Genomic DNA, 22926 nt, shown 5'->3' with positions numbered 1-22926 from the left:
TGGAGAAAGAGATGGCACGCCTGGCTGCATTTGATATGGATGGCACCCTGTTGATGCCAAATCACCATTTGGGTGATGAAACGCTCTCTACTCTGGCGCGTCTGCGTGAACGTGACATTACCCTGACGTTTGCCACCGGACGCCATGTACTGGAAATGCGCCATATTCTCGGCACCTTTTCACTCGATGCTTTTCTGATCACCGGTAACGGGACACGCATTCACTCGCTGGAAGGCGAGGTGCTGCACCGTCAGGATCTGGATCCGGCTGTTGCTGAGATCGTCCTGCATCAGCACTGGGACACACAGGCGAGTATGCATGTCTTCAACGATAACGGCTGGTTTACCGGACAAGAGATTCCCGAGATGCTGCACGCCCACGTCTATAGCGGTTTTCGCTATCAGATTGTGGATGTCGCGCGTATTCCGGCAGATCGGGTGACTAAAGTTTGCTTCTGTGGCGATCATGACGATTTGACGAGGCTGAAAATTCAGCTTGAAGAGGTACTGGGTGCACGAGCCCATCTTTGTTACTCGGCGATCGATTGCCTGGAAGTACTGCCGGTAGGCTGTAACAAAGGTTCTGCACTGGAGGTCCTGAGCGGACATCTGGGGCTGTCGCTGGCGGAATGTATGGCGTTTGGTGACGCGATGAACGATCGCGAAATGCTTGGCAGTGTCGGCCGTGGCCTGATCATGGGCAATGCCATGCCGCAGCTTATTGCCGAACTTCCCCATTTACCGGTGATTGGTCATTGTCGCAACCAGGCGGTATCACACTTTTTGACACATTGGCTGGACTATCCAAATCTTCCTTATTCCCCCGAATGAGAGACCCTACCAGCACCGGGCGTTCAGCCCGGTTTTTTTTGATTTAATGCGTATTCAGCAACCGCGCCAGCTCTGCTTTCGCCGCGCGAAGATCGCCAATATGGGCGCTCACCCATTCAGCATGGTAGTAGGTGTCCAGATAGCGTTCGCCGCTGTCGCACAGTAGCGTCACCAGCGAACCGGTTTCTCCGGCTTCGCGCATGCGGGCGGCCAGTTGCAGCATACCCCACATATTGGTGCCCGTAGAGGCGCCGACTTTGCGGCCCAGTTGCGTTTCCAGCCAGTGCGCGGTCGCCACGCTGGCGGCATCCGGTACGCGCAGCATCTCATCGACCACGTCGGCAATGAATGACGGTTCGACGCGCGGGCGTCCAATTCCTTCAATTTTGCTGCCGACAGGGCTGCGCAGCGTAGCATCACGCGACTGCCAGAAAGGCAGGAAGACGGAGTTTTCCGGGTCCACCACCATCAATTTTGTATCGTAACCCTGGCAGCGGATGTAGCGGCCAATGGTCGCGGAGGTCCCGCCGGTTCCGGCGCTCATCACAATGTGTTTCGGTATGGGATGCGGTTCACACTGCATCTGGCGGAAGATGCTGTCGGCGATATTGTTGTTACCGCGCCAGTCGGTGGCGCGTTCGGCATAGGTGAACTGATCCATATAATGGCCGTTCAACTCATGCGCCAGTTGTTCTGACGCCGCATAAATCTCGCAGGCGCTGTCCACGAAATGACAGCGACCACCGTAAAATTCAATCTGTTCGATTTTCCGTTTGGCCGTGCAGGCGGGCATGACGGCGATAAACGGCAGCCCCAGCAGGCGCGCGAAATAGGCTTCGGAGACTGCCGTTGAACCGGAAGAGGATTCGATAATAGTTGTGCCTTCCTTAATCCAGCCATTGCACAACCCATAGAGGAACAGCGAACGCGCCAGCCGGTGCTTCAGGCTACCGGTCGGGTGGGTGCTTTCATCTTTCAGATAGAGCTGGATATCCGGAAATGCCGGTAATGGCAGGCGGATAAGATGGGTATCCGCCGAGCGCTGATAATCCGCGTTAATCTCATTGATGGCATTTTTAACCCAGGTGCTGTTCATCATTAGTATCCATTTGTCATTTTGTGCCAAGAGTAGCGAAAAGCACGGAAAAAATTGTTGCCATTTAGCCTTTAAAATAGAATGTAAGGAGAAAATTCTTCTCTGAGGTGCCGGTATGTTAGATAAAATTGACCGTAAGCTGCTTGCATTGTTGCAACAGGACTGCACCCTCTCTTTGCAGGCGCTGGCGGATGCCGTTAATCTGACCACCACACCCTGCTGGAAACGCCTCAAACGACTGGAAGATGAGGGTATTCTGGTCGGTAAAGTCGCACTGCTGGATCCGGAAAAACTGGGGCTGGGATTAACTGCCTTTGTGCTCATTAAAACCCAGCATCACAGCAGTGACTGGTATTGCCGCTTCGTGACGGTGGTCAGTGAGATGCCGGAGGTGTTGGGCTTCTGGCGCATGGCCGGGGAGTACGATTACCTGATGCGGGTTCAGGTGGCCGACATGAAGCGCTATGACGACTTCTATAAACGTCTGGTCAATAGCGTTCCCGGTCTGTCGGACGTCACGTCGAGCTTTGCCATGGAACAGATTAAATACACCACTGCGCTGCCAATCGAATAACTCTCCCGGCACGATTTGCCGGAAAATCAGGTCAGGACATAATACGTGCGATTATTTGCTCAATTAAGCTGGTATTTTCGCCGGGAGTGGCGTCGCTACCTCGGGGCGGTTGCCTTGCTTATCCTCATCGCTATTCTGCAACTCATTCCACCAAAAGTGGTCGGTATTGTGGTGGATGGCGTATCTACACAACGCTTTACGCCGCAACAGATCATGCTGTGGATTGGCACCATCGCCCTGATTGCCGTGGTGGTCTATCTGCTGCGCTACGTCTGGCGCGTGCTGCTGTTTGGTGCGTCTTACCAACTGGCGGTGGAGCTACGCGAAGATTATTACCGCCAACTCAGCCGCCAGCATCCTGAATTTTATCTGCGCCACCGCACTGGGGATCTCATGGCGCGCGCCACCAATGATGTCGACCGCGTTGTCTTTGCCGCCGGGGAAGGGGTTCTGACGCTGGTGGATTCGCTGGTGATGGGCTGTGCGGTGCTGATTGTGATGTCCACGCAGATCAGCTGGCAGCTCACGTTGTTTGCCCTGCTGCCGATGCCGGTGATGGCGCTGATGATCAAACGTTATGGCGATCGTCTGCACGACCGCTTCCGGCTGGCGCAGGCGGCATTCTCCAGTCTCAACGACCGTACCCAGGAGAGCCTGACCAGTATTCGCATGATCAAAGCCTTTGGCCTGGAAGATCGGCAGTCCGCGCTGTTTGCGGCTGACGCGGAAGATACCGGGAAGAAAAACATGCGTGTGGCGCGTATTGATGCCCGCTTTGATCCGACGATTTATATCGCCATCGGCACGGCGAACCTGCTGGCTATCGGCGGCGGTAGCTGGATGGTCGTACAAGGTTCGCTGACGCTGGGACAACTGACCAGCTTTATGATGTATCTCGGGCTGATGATTTGGCCGATGCTGGCGCTGGCGTGGATGTTTAACATCGTGGAGCGCGGCAGTGCGGCTTACGGTCGTATTCGCGCGATGCTGGCAGAAGCGCCGGTGGTGAATGATGGCAGCGAACCGGTGCCGGAAGGGCGGGGCGAGCTAGCGGTGGCAATCCGTGAGTTCAGCTATCCGCAAACCACGCACCCGACGCTGGAAAATGTCAATTTTCAGCTTAAGCCTGGGCAGATGCTCGGCATCTGCGGGCCGACTGGTGCGGGTAAAAGTACCGTGTTGTCGCTGATTCAGCGCCATTTCGATGTCACCCAGGGAGATATCCGTTTTCATGACATCCCTCTGCCATGCCTGCAACTGGATAGCTGGCGCAGTCGGCTGGCGGTGGTCAGTCAGACGCCATTCCTGTTTTCGGATACGGTAGCCAATAACATTGCGCTGGGCTGCCCCGGCGCCACGCAGCAGGATATTGAACATGTCGCGCGTTTAGCCAGTGTGCATGAGGATATTCTCCGTCTGCCGCAGGGTTACGACACTGAAGTCGGTGAGCGCGGCGTGATGCTTTCCGGCGGACAGAAACAGCGTATCTCCATTGCGCGGGCGCTGTTGCTGAATGCCGAAATCCTGATCCTGGATGATGCCCTGTCGGCGGTGGACGGGCGAACGGAGCATCAGATCTTGCACAATCTGCGCCAGTGGGGAGAAGGGCGAACGGTGATTATCAGCGCGCACCGCCTCTCGGCGCTGACTGAAGCGAGCGAAATCATCGTGATGCAGCATGGGCATATCGCGCAGCGCGGCGATCACGAGGCACTGGTGCAGCAGGCGGGCTGGTATCGCGATATGTACCGTTATCAGCAACTGGAAGCGGCGCTTGATGATGCGCCGGAAAATAACGAGGAGGCGGCAAATGCGTAGTTTTGGGCAGTTATGGCCGACCCTCAAACGCCTGCTGGCCTATGGATCGCCATGGCGAAAACCATTAGGCGTTGCAGTGATTATGCTGTGGGTCGCGGCGGCAGCAGAAGTCAGCGGGCCGCTACTGATAAGCTACTTCATCGACAACATGGTGGCTAAAAATAACCTGCCGCTGGGGAGGGTGACCGGACTCATTGCCGCCTATCTTGGGCTACAGATTCTCGCCGCCAGTCTGCACTATGCTCAGTCGCTGTTGTTTAACCGCGCTGCGGTCGGCGTGGTGCAGCAATTGCGTACCGACGTGATGGATGCCGCGCTGCGCCAGCCGTTGAGTGAATTTGACACGCAGCCCGTCGGACAGCTCATTTCGCGCGTCACCAACGATACCGAAGTGATCCGCGATCTGTATGTCACGGTAGTCGCGACAGTTCTGCGCAGCGCGGCGCTGATTGGCGCGATGCTGGTGGCAATGTTCAGTCTCGACTGGCGCATGGCGCTGGTGGCGATCCTGATTTTCCCGGCGGTGCTGGTGGTGATGATTATCTATCAGCGTTACAGCACGCCGATAGTCCGTCGTGTGCGGGCTTATCTCGCCGATATCAATGATGGCTTCAACGAAGTGATTAACGGCATGAGCGTGATCCAGCAGTTTCGCCAGCAGGCGCGCTTTGGTGAGAGGATGGGCGAAGCCAGCCGCTCGCATTATCTGGCGCGTATGCAGACGTTGCGTTTAGATGGCTTCTTATTACGGCCTCTGCTGAGCCTGTTTTCCGCGCTCATTCTCTGCGGTCTGTTGATGTTGTTCAGTTTTACGTCGGCAGGAACAATAGAAGTCGGGGTGCTCTACGCCTTTATCAGTTATCTGGGACGCCTTAATGAACCGCTGATCGAACTGACCACTCAGCAGTCGATGCTGCAACAGGCCGTGGTGGCCGGGGAGCGCGTGTTTGAACTGATGGACGGGCCGCGCCAGCGTTACGGGCAGGACCCGCGACCGCTGGCGTCCGGGCAGATTGACGTTGAGGATGTGTCGTTCGCCTACCGCGATGATAATCTGGTGCTGCAAAATGTCAGCCTTTCCGTACCGTCCCGCAGTTTTGTTGCACTGGTTGGGCATACCGGCAGCGGTAAAAGTACGCTTGCCAGTCTGCTGATGGGCTATTACCCACTGAGTCAGGGGGAGATTCGCCTTGACGGGCGTCCATTACGTTCACTGAGTCACAGCGCGTTGCGTCAGGGCGTCGCGATGGTGCAACAGGATCCGGTGGTCATGGCGGATTCATTCCTGGCAAACGTGACGCTGGGGCGGGATATCTCTGAAGAACAAGTGTGGCAAGCCCTGGAGACGGTGCAACTGGCGGAGCTGGCTCGCGGGATGAGCGAAGGCATTCATACTCAACTTGGCGAGCAGGGGAACAATCTCTCCGTCGGGCAGAAACAGTTACTGGCGCTGGCGCGGGTGCTGGTGGCAACGCCGCAAATTTTGATCCTCGACGAAGCGACCGCCAGTATCGATTCCGGTACCGAGCAGGCCATTCAGCATGCGCTGGCCGCCGTGCGCGAACACACCACGCTGGTGGTGATTGCGCACCGACTGTCGACCATTGTTGAGGCGGACACCATTCTGGTGCTTCATCGTGGACAGGCGGTAGAGCGTGGTACTCATCAGCAACTGCTTGCGGCGCAAGGGCGCTACTGGCAGATGTATCAGCTCCAGCTCGCTGGCGAAGAGCTTGCCGCCAGCGTTCGTGAGGAGTCGCTTCCCGCCTGATGCACCGCCACTGCCGGGTCGCTTCGGCGGTGGTGCAAAAATGTAACGCATCATGCACTGCCATGGTGCGTTTTTCTTTTCCCGTTCCGTTTTCCATTCTGAATCGCCAGTCAGACGGCCTGTAGAACAGACATCGGCCCCGCTTTTTCAATTCTGGCATACCCCTTGCAATACCTCAGTCGTGTAGTCGCACCATATGCCGAATTCTGACTGGAGGGGATCTATGAAGCTGGTTACCGTGGTAATCAAACCGTTCAAACTGGAAGACGTTCGCGAAGCGCTCTCTTCTATTGGTATTCAAGGGCTGACCGTCACCGAAGTGAAAGGGTTCGGACGTCAGAAGGGTCATGCCGAGTTATATCGGGGTGCAGAGTACAGTGTCAACTTCCTGCCTAAAGTGAAGATTGATGTGGCCATTGCCGACGACCAACTGGATGAAGTGATCGATGTCATCAGCAAGGCGGCCTACACCGGAAAAATTGGCGACGGCAAAATTTTCGTCGCGGAGCTGCAACGCGTCATTCGTATTCGCACCGGCGAAGCTGACGAAGCGGCGCTGTAAAGCCTGGCACACAGTAACGGGAAACGACAAAATGAAGATAGCAACGATGAAAACGGGCCTTGCTTCGCTGGCGCTGCTGCCAGGTCTCGCGATGGCTGCTCCGGCAGTGGCGGATAAAGCCGATAACGCCTTTATGATGATTTGTACCGCGTTGGTGCTGTTTATGACCATACCGGGTATCGCCCTGTTTTACGGCGGTTTGATCCGCGGGAAGAACGTCCTGTCGATGCTGACGCAGGTCACCGTCACCTTTGCGCTGGTGTGCATCATATGGGTGGTGTTTGGTTATTCACTGGCATTCGGCGAAGGGAACAGCTTCTTCGGTAACTTCAACTGGGTGATGCTGAAAAACATTGAACTGACCGCCGTAATGGGCAGTATCTACCAATATATTCACGTTGCATTCCAGGGATCGTTTGCCTGTATTACTGTCGGCCTGATCGTCGGTTCGCTGGCGGAACGCATCCGTTTCTCTGCCGTCCTGATCTTCGTGGTGGTCTGGCTGACCCTCTCCTACATTCCGATTGCCCATATGGTGTGGGGCGGCGGCCTGTTGGGATCGCACGGTGCGCTGGACTTTGCCGGCGGTACCGTCGTGCATATCAACGCCGCCATCGCTGGCCTGGTGGGGGCTTACCTGATTGGCAAACGTGTGGGTTTCGGCAAAGAGGCGTTCAAACCGCATAACCTGCCGATGGTCTTTACCGGTACGGCGATCCTCTATATCGGTTGGTTCGGCTTTAACGCCGGTTCCGCAGGGACGGCGAACGAAATTGCTGCGCTGGCCTTTGTGAACACCGTTGTTGCCACGGCCGCCGCGATCCTCGGCTGGATCTTCGGCGAGTGGGCGTTGCGCGGTAAACCGTCTCTGCTGGGGGCATGCTCAGGGGCGATTGCTGGTCTGGTCGGCGTGACGCCTGCCTGTGGTTACATCGGTGTCGGTGGCGCGTTAATCATTGGCGTGGTGGCTGGCGTGGCCGGGCTGTGGGGCGTGACAATGCTCAAACGTCTGCTGCGCGTTGATGACCCGTGTGATGTGTTTGGCGTTCACGGTGTCTGCGGGATTGTCGGTTGTATTCTTACCGGGGTCTTTGCCTCAAGCGCACTGGGCGGTGTGGGCTTTGCTGAAGGGGTGACGATGGGGCATCAGCTGCTGGTTCAGCTTGAGAGCATCGCCATCACGATCGTCTGGTCTGGCGTCGTGGCCTTCATCGGCTACAAGCTGGCGGATATGACCGTTGGTCTGCGCGTCCCGGAAGAGCAAGAGCGCGAAGGGCTGGATGTGAACAGTCACGGCGAGAATGCCTACAACGCATAACAGAAAAATGCCCGGTGAACTTAACCGGGCAACGCGGGATATCGCCGGATGCGCAGCAATGCCATCCGGTTTTTTATTCGTTGTGATTACGCATTACCCCTTCCTGCACGGTCGAGGCCACCAGTTTGCCATCCTGCGTGTAGAACTCGCCGCGAACAAATCCACGCGCGCTGGAGGCCGACGTGCTTTCCACGCTGTACAGCAGCCATTCATTCAAATCAAACGGACGGTGGAACCACATGGAGTGGTCGATCGTGGCAATCTGAATCCCTTTTTCCAGGAAACCAATGCCGTGAGGTTGCAGGGCAACCGGCAGGAAATTGAGATCGGAGGCGTAGCCCAACAGATACTGATGGACGCGAATGTCGTTGGGTAACGTACCGTTCGCGCGGATCCACACCTGGCGCGTGGGTTCTGCCACATGGCCTTTTAACGGGTTATGAAACTCAACGGGACGCACTTCCAGCGGGCGATCGCAGAGAAATTTATCTTTTAAAATCGGCGGCAACTGATGCGCGACTGACCGGGCAATGTCGGTCTCTGATGTCAATCCTTCCGGCGCGGGGGCGTGCGGCATGGTTTTTTGATGTTCGAAACCGGGCTCTGGCGCCTGGAATGAAGCGGTCATATAAAAGATAGGCTTTCCGTTCTGAATAGCGGCAACGCGGCGGGCGCTGAAGCTGTTGCCGTCGCGCAGAACTTCCACGTCATAAATAATCGGTCGCTGGCTATCACCAGGGCGTAAAAAATAGCTATGAAACGAGTGGACCAGGCGTTCTTCTGGTACCGTTTCTTTCGCTGCATACAGCGCCTGACCGACGACCTGTCCACCAAATACCTGGCGCAACCCTAAGTCTTCACTTTGGCCCCGAAAGAGTCCTTCCTCAATTTTTTCCAGATTCAACAATGTCAGCAAATTGTTCAGTGCCTGACTCATACATGCTCTCCAGGTAACAACGACGCCGAAGCGAGATAGGCAGAGTATAACGCAATTTTGGAAGTGGTCCGATGGGTGCAATAGTCTGAAAAACTGGCCAATTCCAGGCAAAAATAAGTGATATGTGCCACACTTAGCTACGTTACGTTTTTGTTAACCACTCTTCCGGCGGGAGGAAAACCCGCTGGTGCAGAGATGATAAGGAGAATTTAATGAAGCTCATGCACATGGTAAGTGGTTTAGCGGTTGCGGTTGCTCTGGCCGCCTGCGCGGATAAAAGCGCGGATATCCAGACGCCAGCGCCAAACCCAAACACTTCAGCAACGGCCACACAGCCTGCTATTCAGCAACCTAATGTCTCGGGTACCGTATGGATCCGTCAGAAAGTGGCATTGCCGCCTGACGCCGTGCTTACCGTGACCCTGTCGGATGCGTCGCTCGCCGACGCCCCGTCGAAAGTGTTGTCCCAGAAAGCGGTTCGTACCGAAGGGAAACAGGCGCCATTTAGCTTCGTTCTGCCGTTTAACCCGGCTGACGTGCAGCCGAATGCCCGCATTCTGCTGAGTGCGGCAATTACGGTGAATGACAAACTGGTGTTTATTACCGATACCGTTCAGCCGGTCATCAACCAGGGCGGTACGAAAGCCGATCTGACTCTGGTGCCGGTGCAGCAAACGGAAGTGCCTGTGCAGGCAAGCGGTGGGGCAGCGACAACGGTGCCTTCAACTTCGCCAACGCAGGTCAACCCGTCTTCAGCGGTGCCTGCTCCGACACAGTACTAAGGCCTGTCTGACCCTCTCCACCCGGAGAGGGTCAATAATTCCAGCGATACCGTTGCAAATCAATCAGCCCGCTCCCTGATACCACAATACCTTCCGCCAGTAATGCCTGCCGTTGTCGCTGTAGATCGGGACCGGTGAGTGAAATCGCGCCGTGCCGATTCACCACCCGATGCCAGGGCAGAGTGCTGCCTTCGGGTAAACGTTTGAGTACGCCGCCGACCTGTCTGGCCGCGCGCGGAGAACCTGCGAGCAACGCGACGTCGCCATAAGTGGTGACACAGCCTTCGGGAATGGAGGCAACAATTTGCCAGACGCGCTGTGGGAAAGTGTCTTGTCTGTCCATGGTCTCTTCCTGCGGTAATCTTTCAGCATAATCTGGAATGGCGGGCGCGGGAAGTTCCATTGCGCAAGAAACCAGCATCTGACCGCCGATGGCTTGCAATTACAGGGGGCAGCAGTGATAATGCGCCTGCGCGTTGGTTAACAACGCTCTCAATGGGGGCTCTGTTGGTTCTCCCGCAACGCTACTCTGTTTACCAGGTCAGGTCCGGAAGGAAGCAGCCAAGGCAGATGACGCGTGTGCCGGGATGTAGCTGGCAGGRCCCCCACCCATTTGTGCCATCTGGCATCACATCTTCGTTTTTCTTCTTGTTGTTGTCATAGTTTTGTCATTTTTTTGTCATCAAATGCTGGCAGAGTGTTCTTGGGATGTTAAATCCTGGCGCTCAATTCGCTTATCACGTCATGGCGATCCTGTCGTCGCCGGAACCGTGCTTTTGCCTGTCCACAAGGATTCTTACGATGGCTACTGCAGTACTGAATGTCAAAATTGATGAGACATTAAAAGAAAAACTTCGTCATTACGCTGAACTGAATAATGAGAATTTAAGCGTCACGACAGAAAAACTGCTGCTGATTGCCTTCGACGTTGCGGCAGAGGCGGGGGTCTCGGCTGGCGATATCGATAGCCAACACACGGAAGAGTCGTTTGTTGAGCCACTGACTCCTAAAGAAATCAAAGCATTGCGAAGACTACTGAAGAAGAAAAAATGAAACAGCAAACGCTCTCCATCGCCAGTAACTATGGCGAAGCCTGTGAACTGCTCCGCTCGGGTTATGTTAAGCATGTTTGCCTGAGCTGGAACGTCGGTAGTGATGAATTTTTCCGTATAGCCTCTGACTGGTGCGATGCCGGTGCCAAAATAAAGAAAGAGGGCGATAATTTTGTGATTTCCCTCAAGGGGTTTCCGGTTCCTCGTCAGCATTAAATAATCTTACGCACCTTAGCGTTGCCGGACTGCAGACGCAGTGTTTCCCAGATCGGTTCCAGGGTGTTAAACGCCGCGCGCAGAGGCTCTTCCGGTAAGGCAAACGGCATACGTAAGAAACGATCAAACGCGCCCGCGAGCCCAAAACGGGTGCCTGTTCCGAGTTGGATCCCGACGCTTTCCGCCCGCGTGGCGAAAAGCGTTGCCAGCGTATCCGGCAGTTCTACCCAGAAGGATAATCCGCCCTGTGGTTGCTGATAGCGCCACTCGGGAAAGTGTTTGCGCATCAGGGTGTTGCAGAGTGCGCGCCGCGCGGCGAGCTGTTGTCTGCGCTGCGGCAAAAATGAATCAGCATTATCCAGGAGCCACGTGGTGGCAAGTTGTTCGATGACCGGCGAGCCCAAATCGACCGTATCCCGCGTTTGCACCAGCGCGGCGATGGTACGTGATGGCGCACGCACCCAGCCCAGACGCAGTCCTCCCCAGAAACTCTTGCCCGCTGAACCCAGCATAATTACCGGGGCGTCGCGGTGATACGCCGCCAGTGGCGGGGGCGGTGGGGCGTCGTACCAGAGGTTCACCATCGTTTCGTCAATCACTAGCGTTGTACGCGTACGGGCAGCGATATCCGCGATGACGTGCCGCGTCCCATCATCCATACACCGCCCGGTGGGATTATGGAAATCCGGCATCAGATAGGCCATTCTCGGTGAGGTCTGGGCGATGGTTGCGGCCAGTCCATCCGTATCCCAACCCTGTTCGGGTAATGACACGCCCACCGGTCGACAGGAGGCGCCCTGAATGGCCGCAATTGCCAGCGGGTACGTCGGATGATCGACCACTACCCGATCACCGGGGCCAGTCAATAAGCGCAGGATCAGCGCCAGACCACTGACCGCGCCGTTGACCACCATGATTTCATCCGCCGTTGTCGGAAGGCCTCGCGCACAGTAATGACGGGCGAGCGATTCACGCAAGCAGAGTAATCCCTGCGGTTGATAGCCCGACGTCAGCAAATGCGGTGGCATCGCAACCAGCGCCTGTTGATAAGCCTGATGGATTTCAGGCCCCGCACTGAGGGCGGCGGTGGAGAGATCCAATGCCATCGTGGTACCGGTTCGCGTCGGCACTTCGCGGATATGACCTGGCAGAACCACACGCGACCCACTGCCGTGCCGACTCTCCAGATATCCCTCTTCCCGCAATTGCGCCAGCGCGCTGGCCACGGTGGTCCGGCTGATGTCGAGTACCGCAGCCAGTTCGCGTTCTCCGGGCAAACGGCTGTCGAGTGCCAGACGCCCGTCGAGGATCAGCAGACGCAACGCTTCTGCCAGTTGCCGCCAGAGCGGAGTTCTTGCGGCGCTGTCCTGCCAGTGCCCAATCAGGCGCTGGAGAGATTGACTTCCATAACGACGTGATGACATTGCAGTCCACTTTTTCAAAACTGGTCATTAATCATAGTGCCAATTACAGAGATGATGAAGACTATCTGAACGGGGAGGGTGAAAATGGGACGTCGTCTGGTTCAACTTTATTTTGGGCTGGCTCTGTATGGGGTATCAACCGCGATGTTTGTGCGCGCGGATTTAGGTGCCGATCCGTGGAACGTGTTCCATCTGGGGCTGGCGAATCTGTTGTCGATGAAGATTGGCGTGGTGATGATTATTGTCGGCGCGCTGGTACTCCTGCTGTGGATCCCCCTGCGTCAGCGCCCAGGATTGGGGACGCTCAGTAACGTGATTGTGATCGGGCTTGCCGCCGATGCCGCGCTGGCGATGATACCAACGTTTTCCTCTCTCGCGGTGCGTAGCCTTATGCTGGTGGCGGCCGTGGTAGTGAACGCCCTGGCGACGGGGATGTACATTGGCGCGGGGTTTGGCGCCGGGCCGAGAGACGGTCTGATGACCGGTATTCACGCCCGCACGGGATGGTCGGTGCGTACGATCCGAACGGCGATTGAAGTTTCTGTTTTACTGAGCGGTTGGCTGCTCGGCGGTACGCTTGGCGTCGGAACCGTGCTGTATGCGCTGGCGATTGGGCCGCTGATCCAGATCTGCCTGCCGTGGTTTCGCTACAAACCCAGGGCGCGGATTCAGACGGCGTAGACAGGAGAGGGCGACTACACTTATTCACGACTGACGCGGCTGGAATAGGCTTGCCGTGCGGTGGACTTCGGAGGTTTTTCTCATGAAGTACGTGGATGGATTTGTCCTTGCCGTACCTGCCGAAAACAAGGAGGCTTATAAGGCGATGGCGGCAAAAGCAGCACCGCTGTTCAAGGAATTTGGCGCGCTCCGCATTGTGGAATGCTGGGCTGAGGATGTGCCCGATGGCAAACTCACCGATTTTCGTATGGCGGTGAAAGCCGAGGAGCACGAAGAAGTGGTATTCAGTTGGATTGAATACCCGTCGAAAGAAGTGCGGGATGCGGCGAATCAGAAGATGATGAACGATCCGCGCATGAAAGCGTTCAGTGAGTCGATGCCGTTTGATGGTAAACGTATGATTTACGGCGGATTCTCCCCCATTATCGACGACTAGCGTGACTGGCTGTGCGGCGTGCCGCCAGCCATCTTTGCGTTATAAGCGTTTTTCCGCCCACAGAATAAATGCTTCTTTGGGCAGTGCTTTGCTGTAAAGCCAGCCCTGCCCATAATGGACGCCGTGCTGGCGCAACCAGTCTTCCTGATTAGCCGTTTCAATTCCTTCCGCCACCATTTTCAGCTTCAGCGTTTTGGCCATTTCGATGATATGCGGCGTCACGTTTTTATATTCGAGCGCATCGACAAACGATTTGTCGATTTTCAGGATATCTACGTCCAGATTCTGCAAATAACTAAGACTGGAATAGCCGGTGCCAAAATCATCAATATAGATAGCATGCCCCGCCTTACGATAGCGGGCGACAATGGGTGAACTGGTTTTCGGATCGGCAAATCCCCGTTCCGTCAGTTCCAGCGCAATCTGTGAGGGGGCAAGCTGATACCGGTTAAGCCGTTTACTGAGCAACGTCGGGAGCTTTTCAGAGGCGAGATCCGCCGCTTCAACATTTATGGAAATATGCTGTTCGGGATGCTGCTTCAGCCATTTCCCCATATCCTCAAATACCGTTTCAATGATTAAGCGGGTGAGAGGTTCGGTAAGACCAGTCTCTTCGGCCAGAGTGATGAAAATGTCGGGCGACAGGTAGCTGCCGTCAGTTTGCGGCCAGCGCGCCAGCGCTTCCGCCCCTACGATTTTGCCGGTGCTGAGTGACACAATAGGCTGATAATGGACCTTAATATCGCGGTTATTGATGGCATCCTGCAATCGGTGGTGGGGTGACTGGAGACGGCGCAGAATGCGCAAAATAAAGGCGGCGGCCAGCAGACCGATCAGAGTGCCGGCGGGAACCCAGATCAGCGCCTGCCGGTACCAGATTTTTTGTAGTGGGAGGGTCGACGCCCAACTGACAATGGTAATGCCCATCTCCGGGAAAGGGCGAATCTCATAAATAATGCCATGACTTTCCATGTGGCGAGGCGTGGTTTCCTGAGTAAATTGCAGAATATTCGGTGCGAGCGCGCTGCTGCTGGCAATGACGGTATTGCGTTTTACGCCAATAATCGCGACATCGATCTGCCAGGCGCCAAAAGGAACCACGTCGATAAATGAGGCGGGATCAATCATCACGATATAGTCGCCATAGCCCAGTGCTGCCATGTAACGCTCGATCCCCAGATCGTTATGCGCGGTAAACCAGGCGCGGTAGCCATCGTTAGTGATTTTCATGGGCGGCGGGAAGGCCGACGTATAACTTTCCTGCTCCAGAGAGGAACAGCGTGGTATGTTGTTTCGCAGATACAGTACTTCCTGGACATAGCGATAGCTGAAGGAAAGTCTCCGCATCGCCAGTAAGTGTTCACGCGAGCACGGTGCGCTGTTCACGGCGTTAATCTGCTGTAATGCCTGTTTTGCCTGGGCCACCACGCGTTCAGTACGTTCAGAGACGCGCGATGAGTAGGTATCCAGCTCCTCGATGAATTTCTTTTCGACCTGGCGATGAGCGAGCCAGACACTCAAACCGACCGGAACCAATACGGCGAGGATAAGCACTCCTGTTACCAGACTGACCAGATGTCGTGTTCTCACGCAAATATCCTTAATAACGCATTGTAGAGAAAGTATATCCGATCGGGAAAAAAGCCCTGTAAATGATGTCGTTAATCTGCAGAATTTTTTGTGGGGAGTCCGACTTTTCGCCGTCTTCAATGCAAAAGAACGCGCGTTAATGCGGAAAGGATTGAACTGTCATGCGTTCAGCGATAAAGTAATGTTATACTATAACACAATATCAACGCTGATGAGGATATCATGCAGGTCTTGAATTCATTACGTAGCGCAAAGCAGCGCCATCCCGACTGTCAGATCGTAAAGCGGAAAGGGCGTTTATATGTGATTTGTAAGAGCAACCCGCGTTTCAAAGCGGTACAGGGAAGGAAAAAACGGCGTTAGAGAGAAGAGGGCCGGATAGAGGGAAAGTCTATCCGGCAATACCAATTGGCTATGGTGTGGCTTCTGCGCGGGCAAGAGTGAAGATATCGTAAAACGACAGTTCGCCTTTACGCGTCAGCATCTTCTGTAATTGCGCTTTGCGTTCATCGTCAACGTCCGGGGAGTGAAGGATGGTGCTAATCAGTGTAGGAGGCACAAAGCGGGTGTTGTACCACTCGCCGTTGTAACACACCCTGAAATCCAGTACGTCGATATCTTCATAGCGATAGCGCGGGGCGACATCAAAAAAGAAAAAACCGTTGAGGATGACAAACAGCACCACCAGCAGCCAGACGGAGTCAACCAGCGTTTCTGATTGCAGCATGACCGCCAGCGTGGCAAACCACGCAACATACATCCCGATAAACAGGCCTGGATGTTTACGAATAAAGCTGATGCTAAAGCGGGGCTTATTATCGCGCTTCTCACGCACATTTAGATCGTCGATGGTTTCAGTGAGCAGGCGTTGTATTTCTGTCATTTTTTGCCTTCGTGATTTCGCAACTTACAGGGGAACGCCCTATTTTAAGTGGGCGATTAGCCTGAAAAAAGTAACAGATTAACCACAATTTAGCATAACAGTTACAATTCTATTTACAGTGTTTTAATAATCCGTGCTGGATTACCCCCCACCACGACGTTGGCGGGTACGCTTTTGGTCACTACGGCGCCGGAGGCAACCACCACATTGTCACCAATGCTGACGCCGGGATTAATGACCGCACGCCCACCAATCCAGACATTATTGCCAATCGTGACGGGTTTGCCGAACTCCAGTCCGCTATTGCGTTCTGTCGCATCCAGCGGATGCGTGGCGGTATAGATATGAACGCCGGGAGCCAGCATGCAGTTATCACCAATAATAATGGGACAAACGTCGAGCATGACGCAGTCGAAGTTGGCGTAAAAGTCTTTACCCAGGAAGATATTGTAACCGTAGTCACAGCGAAATGACGGCTCGATGTAGGGGCGGTCGCACTGACCTAACAGGGCGTGGAGAATAGCCAGGCGTTCGGCCTTTTCATCCGGGGCGGTGTGATTGTAGCGGTGAACGAACCGACGCGCCTGCAATCGGTCATGGCGCAGAGTCTCATCTGCCGGGTGATACCGTTCACCCGCTATCATTTTACGCTTCTCTTCACTCATTCTGCGCTCTCTGCCTGTTCACTGGTGAGGCAATACAGTAGAGGGTCTGCGTTAATCAGGGAACGATCCCTGAACTATACCGTGACAGAAGTCACAATAGCCATGCTATTGTTATTGCAAATAAGATAAATGTTCCCCAGGAAAACATCCGTATTTCCTGATATTCAGTAATCAAATTAACGAATGAATTTCCAGACGGAGGAGGGGATCTTGTCGTAAAGTTTATTCATCGTCAATTCTGCAAGACGGTGATCGGCGGCTGAGTAAAATACAGCCAATTCATTGTCAGATAATTCATATTTATTTTTCTCAATCACGCGTTCAAGCGTGTCAATTGTCTGACAGCGTCGCAAGCGCATCAAATAATCAGTTTTAGTTAATGGTTTATCGGACATAAATCTTACCTATGATTGTAATAATTTTTAACAAGATAAACTAACAGGGTTAGCTCTGGTGGCATTCACAAAGCAGCGGAACAAGCGATTACCTGATTTCCGCCATTTCTGCAGATCCTGCGCATTAATGCCATAACTGCTGAACAACATAAATGTGTCGTCCAGATATTCATCAATCTGCTCAATCAGCTTATTGTCCTCATTATACTTAATTTTATAATTAAGTGCGAAGGTTGCAATATGCTCTATCAGTTCGTTGAGTTGAAGGTTGATCGCCGAGGTTGGGTCGTTTACCCAGCCATGATTGCTTTCTTCAAGGTTTGCAAGACAGTCGTGATAAAGCGTTTCACAAAGAAATTTAAGCTGCGCTATATCATGTCTTTTGGGTGAGTATTCATCCATAACGCATCCCCTTCTTAGTGGCTTGAACTAACCGAACACCTTTCGGGATGGGTACAACTAACTGACCTGGTACTTGCCTTCTACGCTTGATGATTTAACTATAATCTACTCTAAAAAAGATTTCATCGTTATATTACGAAAAATTACAATTAATGTAATATGAGAGAAAGTGAAGGTTTGTGGATTTTTCTCATTATAGCATGTCGCCAGCCCATTCCGAAATGAGATAATTACGTGATTATTTTGAAATTCATCAGATTATCCTCTCTTTCCATCCTCATCGCTTACCTCCGGCACGAAACCAGAAACGGATGCCCCCCAGGAATTGTCTTAATAATGAGTGGTTAAGCAGGGAATAAGCCATAAGCCAAATGGCCAGAAATAGCCTTCATCCTCTTATGGATTATAACCTTTATTATCTACAACCAAAAGTCAACAAGGTATCAATAAGCCCTTTTGCTGATTTCATTCGAAAAAAAGGCCGCTTGCGCGGCCTTTTATCAGATGAGCATCAGCGATGTTCTACGGAATGGCTGTGTTCAATATCTTCACTTTTCCGGCTGAAGCGGCGGCGTACCACCACAAAGAAAACCGGGACGAAGAAGATAGCCAGAACCGTTGCGGTGACCATCCCACCCATTACGCCAGTACCTACGGCGTTCTGCGCGCCGGAACCGGCACCGGAGCTGATAACCAGTGGCATAACGCCCAGAATGAACGCCAGAGAGGTCATCAGGATCGGACGTAAACGCATACGAACCGCATCCAGAGTCGCTTCAATCAGGCCTTTGCCCTCTTTATCCATCAGATCTTTGGCGAATTCGACGATCAGTATCGCGTTCTTCGCCGACAACCCAATGGTTGTGAGCAGGCCCACCTGGAAGTAAACGTCGTTGGTCAGACCGCGGAAAGTGGCCGCTAACAGCGCACCAATTACCCCCAGCGGAACCACCAGCATAACGGAGAACGGAATCGACCAGCTCTCATACAACGCCGCCAGACACAGGAAGACGACAATCAGTGAGATGGCATACAGGGCAGGGGCCTGGTTACCGGACAGACGTTCCTGGTAGGACATCCCCGTCCAGTCGTAGCCGATACCGGATGGCAGCTTACTGGCCAACTGCTCCATCATTGCCATCGCTTCACCGGTACTCTTACCCGGTGCCGCCTGACCTAAGATCTCCATAGAAGGCAGACCGTTATAGCGTTCCAGACGCGGTGAACCGTATTCCCAGCGTGAAGACGAGAAGGCTGAGAATGGCACCATTTGACCATCGCTGCCGCGCACATACCAGTTACCGATATCTTCCGGCAACATACGGTATTTGGCTTCGGACATGACGTAAACTTTCTTCACACGACCGCGGTCGATAAAGTCGTTCACATAGCTTCCGCCCCATGCGGCACCCAGCGTGGTATTAATGTCGCTAATGGAAACACCCAGCGCCTGTGCTTTTTCCTGGTCGATATCAATCTTGAACTGCGGCGTATCTTCCAGACCGTTCGGACGAACGCCGACCAGCAGATCCGGATGTTTTGCCACTTCGCCGAACAACTGGTTACGCGCCTGGGTCAGTTTTTCGTGACCGAGTCCCGCCTGGTCAATCAACTGGAAGTCAAAACCAGTCGCGGTTCCCAGTTCCACAATCGCGGGCAGGTTAAAGGCGAATACCATGGCGTCTTTAATCTGCGAGAAGGCGGCAGAAGCGCGTTGGGTAATGGCTTCAACCTTGTTCTCTTCACCCGGACGGTCAGCCCAGTCTTTCAATGAGACGAACGCGATACCGGTGTTCTGACCACGACCTGCAAAGCCGAAGCCGTTAACCGCAAACACCGATTCAACGTTGTTCTTCTCTTTGGTAAGGAAGTAGTCGGTCATCTCATCAAGCACTTTCTGCGTCCGTTCCTGGGTCGCCCCCGCAGGCAACTGGGCCATGCTCAGGAATACGCCCTGGTCTTCGTCCGGCAGGAAGGAGCTTGGCAGACGGACGAACAGGAACGCCATGCCGACGACGATGATCAGATACAGCAGCAGATAACGACCGGTGCTGCGCAGAATATTACCCACGCTGTCGGTGTAATGGTGCGTGCTCTTATCGAACATGCGGTTAAACCAGCCGAAGAAGCCTTTCTTGCCTTCACCGTGGTCGCCTTTGGCAACCGGTTTAAGCATGGTGGCGCACAGCGCCGGCGTCAGGATCAACGCAACCAGTACGGACAGCGCCATTGCGGACACAATGGTGATGGAGAACTGACGATAAATCGCACCGGTAGATCCGCCAAAGAAAGCCATCGGGATAAATACCGCAGACAGCACCATCGCGATACCCACCAGTGCGCCCTGAATCTGGCCCATGGATTTACGCGTGGCTTCTTTCGGCGGTAACCCCTCTTCGGACATGACACGTTCGACGTTCTCGACCACCACGATGGCGTCATCCACCAACAGGCCGATGGCGAGCACCATCCCGAACATCGTCAGGGTGTTTATCGAGAAGCCAAAAGCGGCAAGCACCGCAAAGGTCCCCAACAGAACGACCGGTACTGCAATAGTCGGGATCAGCGTCGCGCGGAAGTTCTGCAGGAACAGATACATCACGAGGAACACGAGGATGATCGCTTCCGCCAGCGTTTTCACCACTTCGTGAATAGAGATTTTCACGAATGGGGTAGTGTCATACGGGTAAACGATTTTCAGGCCTGACGGGAAGAAAGGTTCCATCTTCACCAGTTCGGCACGGATCGCCGCGGCGGTATCCAGCGCGTTCGCGCCGGTCGCCAGTTTGATCCCCAGACCGGAGGCCGGTTTACCGTTGAACTTCGCGATGATGTCGTAGTTCTCGCCGCCCAGTTCAATTTTCGCGACGTCACGCAGGCGAACCTGAGAGCCGTCCTTGTTCACTTTCAGCAGGATTTTGCCGAACTCGTCGGTTGATGTCAGACGGGTCTGAGCAATAATCGATGCGTTAAGCTGCTGGCCTTTCACCGGCGGCGTACCGCCTAACTGACCGGCGGCTACCTGGGCGTTCTGCGCTTTGATAGCCGCAATGACATCGACCGGGGTCAACTGATACTTGTTGAGTTCGGTCGGGTCCATCCAGATACGCATCGCATACTGCGAACCAAACAGTTGAACGTCACCCACGCCGGAAGTACGGCTGATGGTGTCTTTCATGTTGGCGGCGACGTAATCCGAAATATCTTCCTGCGTCATAGTGCCGTCGGTATTGATAACCCCGACAACCATCAGGAAGCTACTGGACGACTTCTCAACGCTCACACCCTGTTGTTGTACTTCCTGCGGCAGTAACGGCATCGCCAGCTGCAGTTTGTTCTGCACCTGAACCTGCGCGATATCTGCATCCGTACCGGATTCAAACGTCAGGGTGATCTGCACGGTACCCGTGGAGTCACTGTTTGAGGACATGTACATCAGGTTATCGATACCGTTCATATTCTGTTCGATAACCTGCGTGACCGTATCCTGCACGGTTTTGGCATCAGCGCCAGGGTAGGTTGCGGAGATCGTCACTGCGGGCGGCGCAATCGTCGGATATTGCGCGACCGGCAGCTTGAGGATCGCAAGCCCCCCTGCCAACATGATGATGATGGCGATCACCCATGCAAATATGGGGCGATCGATAAAGAAATTAGGCATGTCTTAACGGCTCCTGTTTAAGTTAAGACTTAGACTGCTCAGGCTGGTTACCGCTAGCGGCTTGCTGGTTGTTCTCTGCGGTAATCTCTTGTGCTTTCACCTGCGCACCAGGACGCACTTTCTGCAGCCCACTGATAATGACGCGTTCGCCTGCTTTCAGACCACTGGTCACCAGCCATTTGTCGCCAATCGCCTGACTGGCCACGATTTGACGGTTTTCCACTTTGTCATCCGCACCCACAACCAGCACGGTAGCATCGCCGCGCGGCGTACGGGTCACGCCTTGTTGCGGCACCAGTAACGCAGTAGGGTTGGTTCCTTCTTCCAGACGCGCGCGAACAAACATTCCCGGCAATAAGGTGTGATCCGGGTTAGGGAAGACGGCGCGGATGGTGATAGAACCGGTGGTCTGATCGACGGTCACGTCTGAAAACTCAAGCGTACCGGTCTGCGGGAATTTGATGCCGTCGCTGGTCACCAGCTCGACTTTCGCCTTGCCGTTTTCCTGCTTCAGCGTTCCGTTAGCCAGTTCTTGTTTCAGACGCAGGAAGTCGTTGCTCGACTGCGTCACGTCAACATAGATAGGATCGAGCTGCTGCACGGTTGCCAGCGCTGTCGCCTGACCGTTTTGCACCAGCGCGCCTTCCGTCACGGCAGATTTACCAATACGGCCGCTAATCGGAGAGGTCACTTTGGTGTACGCCAGGTTAATGCGCGCGGTTTCAACGGCGGCTTTCGCGGCAACGACAGCGGCATTCGCCTGTTGCGCATCGGCCAGCGCCTGATCGTAATCTTGTTGACTGATGTACTGCGTGCCGAGCAGCTTTTTATAACGGTTAACCGTTACCTGAGCGATGCTGGCAGCGGCCTGGGCTTTCGCCAGATCGCCTTTCGCGCTTTCATAAGTGGCTTGATACGTCGCAGGATCAATCTGATAGAGAGACACTCCTGCTTCGATATCACTACCTTCCTCGAAATTACGCTTCAGGATAATCCCGCTTACCTGAGGACGAACTTCCGCAATACGGAAAGCACTGGTGCGACCCGGCAGTTCAGTTGTGATCTGTAGAGGTTCGGTTTTGAGCGTCACAACCCCAACTTCTGGCATCTGCTGGCCCCCTTGTTGGGCCTGTTTGTCGTCACATCCTGTAAGCGCTAAGCTGCCTGAGAGCATCAGAACGACCGCCAGAGGCGTAAACCCTCTGTTTTTGTTCATATGTAAACCTCGAGTGTCCGATTTCAAATTGATCAATGGTCAAAAGTCCACAAACCCATTGCTGCGTTTATATTATCGTCGTGCTATGGTACATACATCCATAAATGTATGTAAATCTAACACCTGTAAATTCACCGACATATGGCACGAAAAACCAAACAACAAGCGCAGGAAACACGACAACACATCCTGGATGTAGCGCTACGGTTGTTCTCGCAACAAGGGGTATCTTCCACCTCGCTGGCGGAGATTGCAAAAGCCGCTGGCGTGACTCGCGGTGCAATCTATTGGCATTTCAAAAACAAGTCGGATTTATTTAGTGAAATCTGGGAACTATCAGAATCCAGTATTGGTGAGCTTGAGACTGAGTATCAGGCAAAATTCCCCGACGATCCACTATCAGTGTTAAGAGAAATACTCGTTCATCTCCTTGAATCTACCGTGACAGAAGAACGGCGACGTTTATTGATGGAGATTATATTCCACAAATGTGAATTTGTGGGAGAAATGACTATAGTTCAGCAGGCGCAAAGAAACATCTGTCTCGAAAGCTATGATCGGATTGAACAAACTTTAGATCATTGTATTCATTCAAAAATGTTGCCTGCAAATTTGTT

The 22926-nt window shown here is 53.9% G+C and carries 24 protein-coding genes and 1 other RNA gene; 14 read left to right on the top strand and 11 right to left on the bottom strand.

Annotated features, from left to right (window positions below; translation table 11 throughout):
• Nucleotides 1-11: 11 nt before the first annotated feature.
• On the top strand, nt 12-830 hold the full coding sequence (cof, locus tag JTI98_RS20440) for an HMP-PP phosphatase (RefSeq protein WP_216081743.1): 819 nt from the start codon (nt 12-14) through the stop codon (nt 828-830).
• 43 nt (nt 831-873) lie between these two features.
• Here the strand turns inward: cof and JTI98_RS20435 are convergent, their stop codons facing one another.
• A complete protein-coding gene (locus JTI98_RS20435) occupies nt 874-1929 on the bottom strand; it encodes a PLP-dependent cysteine synthase family protein (protein ID WP_216081742.1) in 1056 nt (351 codons plus the stop codon).
• A 112-nt stretch (nt 1930-2041) separates the two neighbouring features.
• Here JTI98_RS20435 and decR point away from each other — a divergent pair, with 112 nt between their 5' ends.
• The 5 genes from decR (at nt 2042) to amtB (ending at nt 7969) form a co-directional block, all read left to right on the top strand.
• Complete coding sequence (decR, locus tag JTI98_RS20430; protein ID WP_043001571.1) at nt 2042-2500, top strand: DNA-binding transcriptional regulator DecR; 459 nt, start codon at nt 2042-2044, stop codon at nt 2498-2500.
• 45 nt (nt 2501-2545) lie between these two features.
• Nucleotides 2546-4318 carry a SmdA family multidrug ABC transporter permease/ATP-binding protein gene (locus tag JTI98_RS20425; protein ID WP_216081741.1) on the top strand — a complete coding sequence of 591 codons (1773 nt, stop codon included), beginning with the start codon at nt 2546-2548 and terminating at the stop codon, nt 4316-4318.
• Complete coding sequence (locus JTI98_RS20420) at nt 4311-6089, top strand: SmdB family multidrug efflux ABC transporter permease/ATP-binding protein (protein WP_044258949.1); 1779 nt, start codon at nt 4311-4313, stop codon at nt 6087-6089. The genes JTI98_RS20425 and JTI98_RS20420 overlap by 8 nt, the downstream gene beginning before the upstream one ends.
• A gap of 223 nt (nt 6090-6312) precedes the next feature.
• Nucleotides 6313-6651, top strand: a complete 339-nt coding sequence (glnK, locus tag JTI98_RS20415) for a P-II family nitrogen regulator (protein WP_002891893.1) — start codon at nt 6313-6315, stop codon at nt 6649-6651.
• 31 nt (nt 6652-6682) lie between these two features.
• On the top strand, nt 6683-7969 hold the full coding sequence (gene amtB / locus JTI98_RS20410; protein WP_043001568.1) for an ammonium transporter AmtB: 1287 nt from the start codon (nt 6683-6685) through the stop codon (nt 7967-7969).
• Nucleotides 7970-8042: 73 nt separating this feature from the next.
• Here the strand turns inward: amtB and tesB are convergent, their stop codons facing one another.
• On the bottom strand, nt 8043-8906 hold the full coding sequence (gene tesB / locus JTI98_RS20405) for an acyl-CoA thioesterase II (protein ID WP_043001567.1): 864 nt from the start codon (nt 8904-8906) through the stop codon (nt 8043-8045).
• Between the two features lie 212 nt (nt 8907-9118).
• Between tesB and JTI98_RS20400 the strand changes: the two genes are divergently transcribed.
• On the top strand, nt 9119-9688 hold the full coding sequence (locus JTI98_RS20400; protein WP_044267638.1) for a YbaY family lipoprotein: 570 nt from the start codon (nt 9119-9121) through the stop codon (nt 9686-9688).
• Nucleotides 9689-9719: 31 nt separating this feature from the next.
• Here the strand turns inward: JTI98_RS20400 and JTI98_RS20395 are convergent, their stop codons facing one another.
• A complete protein-coding gene (locus JTI98_RS20395; protein WP_044327287.1) occupies nt 9720-10031 on the bottom strand; it encodes an MGMT family protein in 312 nt (103 codons plus the stop codon).
• Between the two features lie 162 nt (nt 10032-10193).
• On the opposite strand from JTI98_RS20395, the gene ffs reads away from it, so the two are divergent.
• The 3 genes from ffs (at nt 10194) to JTI98_RS20380 (ending at nt 10956) form a co-directional block, all read left to right on the top strand.
• Nucleotides 10194-10290: signal recognition particle sRNA small type (ffs, locus tag JTI98_RS20390), an RNA gene on the top strand.
• Between the two features lie 199 nt (nt 10291-10489).
• Nucleotides 10490-10741, top strand: coding sequence for a hypothetical protein (locus JTI98_RS20385; protein ID WP_043001565.1), 252 nt, complete (start codon nt 10490-10492; stop codon nt 10739-10741).
• On the top strand, nt 10738-10956 hold the full coding sequence (locus JTI98_RS20380) for a hypothetical protein (protein WP_043001564.1): 219 nt from the start codon (nt 10738-10740) through the stop codon (nt 10954-10956). Before JTI98_RS20385 ends, JTI98_RS20380 begins: the two co-directional genes overlap by 4 nt.
• On the opposite strand, the gene JTI98_RS20375 is transcribed toward JTI98_RS20380, so the two are convergent.
• A complete protein-coding gene (locus JTI98_RS20375; RefSeq protein ID WP_044327286.1) occupies nt 10953-12380 on the bottom strand; it encodes a PLP-dependent aminotransferase family protein in 1428 nt (475 codons plus the stop codon). The two genes, JTI98_RS20380 and JTI98_RS20375, sit on opposite strands and share 4 nt — an antisense overlap.
• Nucleotides 12381-12464: 84 nt before the next feature.
• Here JTI98_RS20375 and JTI98_RS20370 point away from each other — a divergent pair, with 84 nt between their 5' ends.
• Nucleotides 12465-13061, top strand: coding sequence for a YitT family protein (locus tag JTI98_RS20370; protein WP_043001562.1), 597 nt, complete (start codon nt 12465-12467; stop codon nt 13059-13061).
• 82 nt (nt 13062-13143) lie between these two features.
• Nucleotides 13144-13497: a DUF1428 domain-containing protein gene (locus JTI98_RS20365; protein ID WP_043001561.1), complete on the top strand. Its 354-nt coding sequence runs from the start codon at nt 13144-13146 to the stop codon at nt 13495-13497.
• A gap of 39 nt (nt 13498-13536) precedes the next feature.
• On the opposite strand, the gene JTI98_RS20360 is transcribed toward JTI98_RS20365, so the two are convergent.
• Entirely contained in the window at nt 13537-15087 is a 1551-nt protein-coding gene (locus tag JTI98_RS20360) for an EAL domain-containing protein (protein ID WP_044327285.1), read from the bottom strand.
• 222 nt (nt 15088-15309) lie between these two features.
• On the opposite strand from JTI98_RS20360, the gene ykgO reads away from it, so the two are divergent.
• On the top strand, nt 15310-15450 hold the full coding sequence (gene ykgO, locus JTI98_RS20355; protein WP_003859006.1) for a type B 50S ribosomal protein L36: 141 nt from the start codon (nt 15310-15312) through the stop codon (nt 15448-15450).
• 49 nt (nt 15451-15499) lie between these two features.
• On the opposite strand, the gene JTI98_RS20350 is transcribed toward ykgO, so the two are convergent.
• From JTI98_RS20350 to acrA, 6 genes are all read right to left on the bottom strand, one after another.
• Nucleotides 15500-15970 carry a YlaC family protein gene (locus JTI98_RS20350; protein ID WP_043001559.1) on the bottom strand — a complete coding sequence of 157 codons (471 nt, stop codon included), beginning with the start codon at nt 15968-15970 and terminating at the stop codon, nt 15500-15502.
• 113 nt (nt 15971-16083) lie between these two features.
• On the bottom strand, nt 16084-16635 hold the full coding sequence (gene maa / locus JTI98_RS20345; RefSeq protein ID WP_044327283.1) for a maltose O-acetyltransferase: 552 nt from the start codon (nt 16633-16635) through the stop codon (nt 16084-16086).
• Between the two features lie 176 nt (nt 16636-16811).
• Entirely contained in the window at nt 16812-17030 is a 219-nt protein-coding gene (locus JTI98_RS20340; protein ID WP_001280991.1) for an HHA domain-containing protein, read from the bottom strand.
• A gap of 27 nt (nt 17031-17057) precedes the next feature.
• A complete protein-coding gene (tomB, locus tag JTI98_RS20335; protein ID WP_042324455.1) occupies nt 17058-17432 on the bottom strand; it encodes an Hha toxicity modulator TomB in 375 nt (124 codons plus the stop codon).
• Nucleotides 17433-17943: 511 nt separating this feature from the next.
• Nucleotides 17944-21093 (bottom strand): efflux RND transporter permease AcrB, encoded by a 3150-nt coding sequence (gene acrB / locus JTI98_RS20330; protein WP_216081740.1) that lies wholly within the window; start codon nt 21091-21093, stop codon nt 17944-17946.
• A gap of 22 nt (nt 21094-21115) precedes the next feature.
• On the bottom strand, nt 21116-22309 hold the full coding sequence (gene acrA, locus JTI98_RS20325; protein ID WP_216081739.1) for a multidrug efflux RND transporter periplasmic adaptor subunit AcrA: 1194 nt from the start codon (nt 22307-22309) through the stop codon (nt 21116-21118).
• Nucleotides 22310-22450: 141 nt separating this feature from the next.
• On the opposite strand from acrA, the gene acrR reads away from it, so the two are divergent.
• On the top strand, nt 22451-22926 hold a 476-nt coding region (acrR, locus tag JTI98_RS20320), incomplete at its 3' end, for a multidrug efflux transporter transcriptional repressor AcrR (protein ID WP_043002000.1).

It is taken from the genome of Citrobacter sp. MGH 55, from assembly GCF_016906145.1.
GTDB lineage: Bacteria > Pseudomonadota > Gammaproteobacteria > Enterobacterales > Enterobacteriaceae > Citrobacter_A > Citrobacter_A amalonaticus.
This window is presented reverse-complemented; position numbering and strand designations above follow the sequence as displayed.

Bases quoted from the DNA above. Each gene is read 5' to 3' on its own strand.
- decR (WP_043001571.1), top strand. From the start codon at position 2,042: ATGTTAGATAAAATTGACCGTAAGCTGCTTGCATTGTTGCAACAGGAC.
- JTI98_RS20380 (WP_043001564.1), top strand. From the start codon at position 10,738: ATGAAACAGCAAACGCTCTCCATCGCCAGTAACTATGGCGAAGCCTGT.
- ykgO (WP_003859006.1), top strand. From the start codon at position 15,310: ATGCAGGTCTTGAATTCATTACGTAGCGCAAAGCAGCGCCATCCCGAC.
- amtB (WP_043001568.1), top strand. From the start codon at position 6,683: ATGAAGATAGCAACGATGAAAACGGGCCTTGCTTCGCTGGCGCTGCTG.
- acrA (WP_216081739.1), bottom strand. From the start codon at position 22,309: ATGAACAAAAACAGAGGGTTTACGCCTCTGGCGGTCGTTCTGATGCTC.
- cof (WP_216081743.1), top strand. From the start codon at position 12: ATGGCACGCCTGGCTGCATTTGATATGGATGGCACCCTGTTGATGCCA.
- JTI98_RS20370 (WP_043001562.1), top strand. From the start codon at position 12,465: ATGGGACGTCGTCTGGTTCAACTTTATTTTGGGCTGGCTCTGTATGGG.
- glnK (WP_002891893.1), top strand. From the start codon at position 6,313: ATGAAGCTGGTTACCGTGGTAATCAAACCGTTCAAACTGGAAGACGTT.
- JTI98_RS20400 (WP_044267638.1), top strand. From the start codon at position 9,119: ATGAAGCTCATGCACATGGTAAGTGGTTTAGCGGTTGCGGTTGCTCTG.
- JTI98_RS20375 (WP_044327286.1), bottom strand. From the start codon at position 12,380: ATGTCATCACGTCGTTATGGAAGTCAATCTCTCCAGCGCCTGATTGGG.
- JTI98_RS20340 (WP_001280991.1), bottom strand. From the start codon at position 17,030: ATGTCCGATAAACCATTAACTAAAACTGATTATTTGATGCGCTTGCGA.
- JTI98_RS20350 (WP_043001559.1), bottom strand. From the start codon at position 15,970: ATGACAGAAATACAACGCCTGCTCACTGAAACCATCGACGATCTAAAT.
- JTI98_RS20420 (WP_044258949.1), top strand. From the start codon at position 4,311: ATGCGTAGTTTTGGGCAGTTATGGCCGACCCTCAAACGCCTGCTGGCC.
- acrB (WP_216081740.1), bottom strand. From the start codon at position 21,093: ATGCCTAATTTCTTTATCGATCGCCCCATATTTGCATGGGTGATCGCC.
- JTI98_RS20365 (WP_043001561.1), top strand. From the start codon at position 13,144: ATGAAGTACGTGGATGGATTTGTCCTTGCCGTACCTGCCGAAAACAAG.
- JTI98_RS20395 (WP_044327287.1), bottom strand. From the start codon at position 10,031: ATGGACAGACAAGACACTTTCCCACAGCGCGTCTGGCAAATTGTTGCC.
- JTI98_RS20385 (WP_043001565.1), top strand. From the start codon at position 10,490: ATGGCTACTGCAGTACTGAATGTCAAAATTGATGAGACATTAAAAGAA.
- tesB (WP_043001567.1), bottom strand. From the start codon at position 8,906: ATGAGTCAGGCACTGAACAATTTGCTGACATTGTTGAATCTGGAAAAA.
- tomB (WP_042324455.1), bottom strand. From the start codon at position 17,432: ATGGATGAATACTCACCCAAAAGACATGATATAGCGCAGCTTAAATTT.
- JTI98_RS20435 (WP_216081742.1), bottom strand. From the start codon at position 1,929: ATGATGAACAGCACCTGGGTTAAAAATGCCATCAATGAGATTAACGCG.
- maa (WP_044327283.1), bottom strand. From the start codon at position 16,635: ATGAGTGAAGAGAAGCGTAAAATGATAGCGGGTGAACGGTATCACCCG.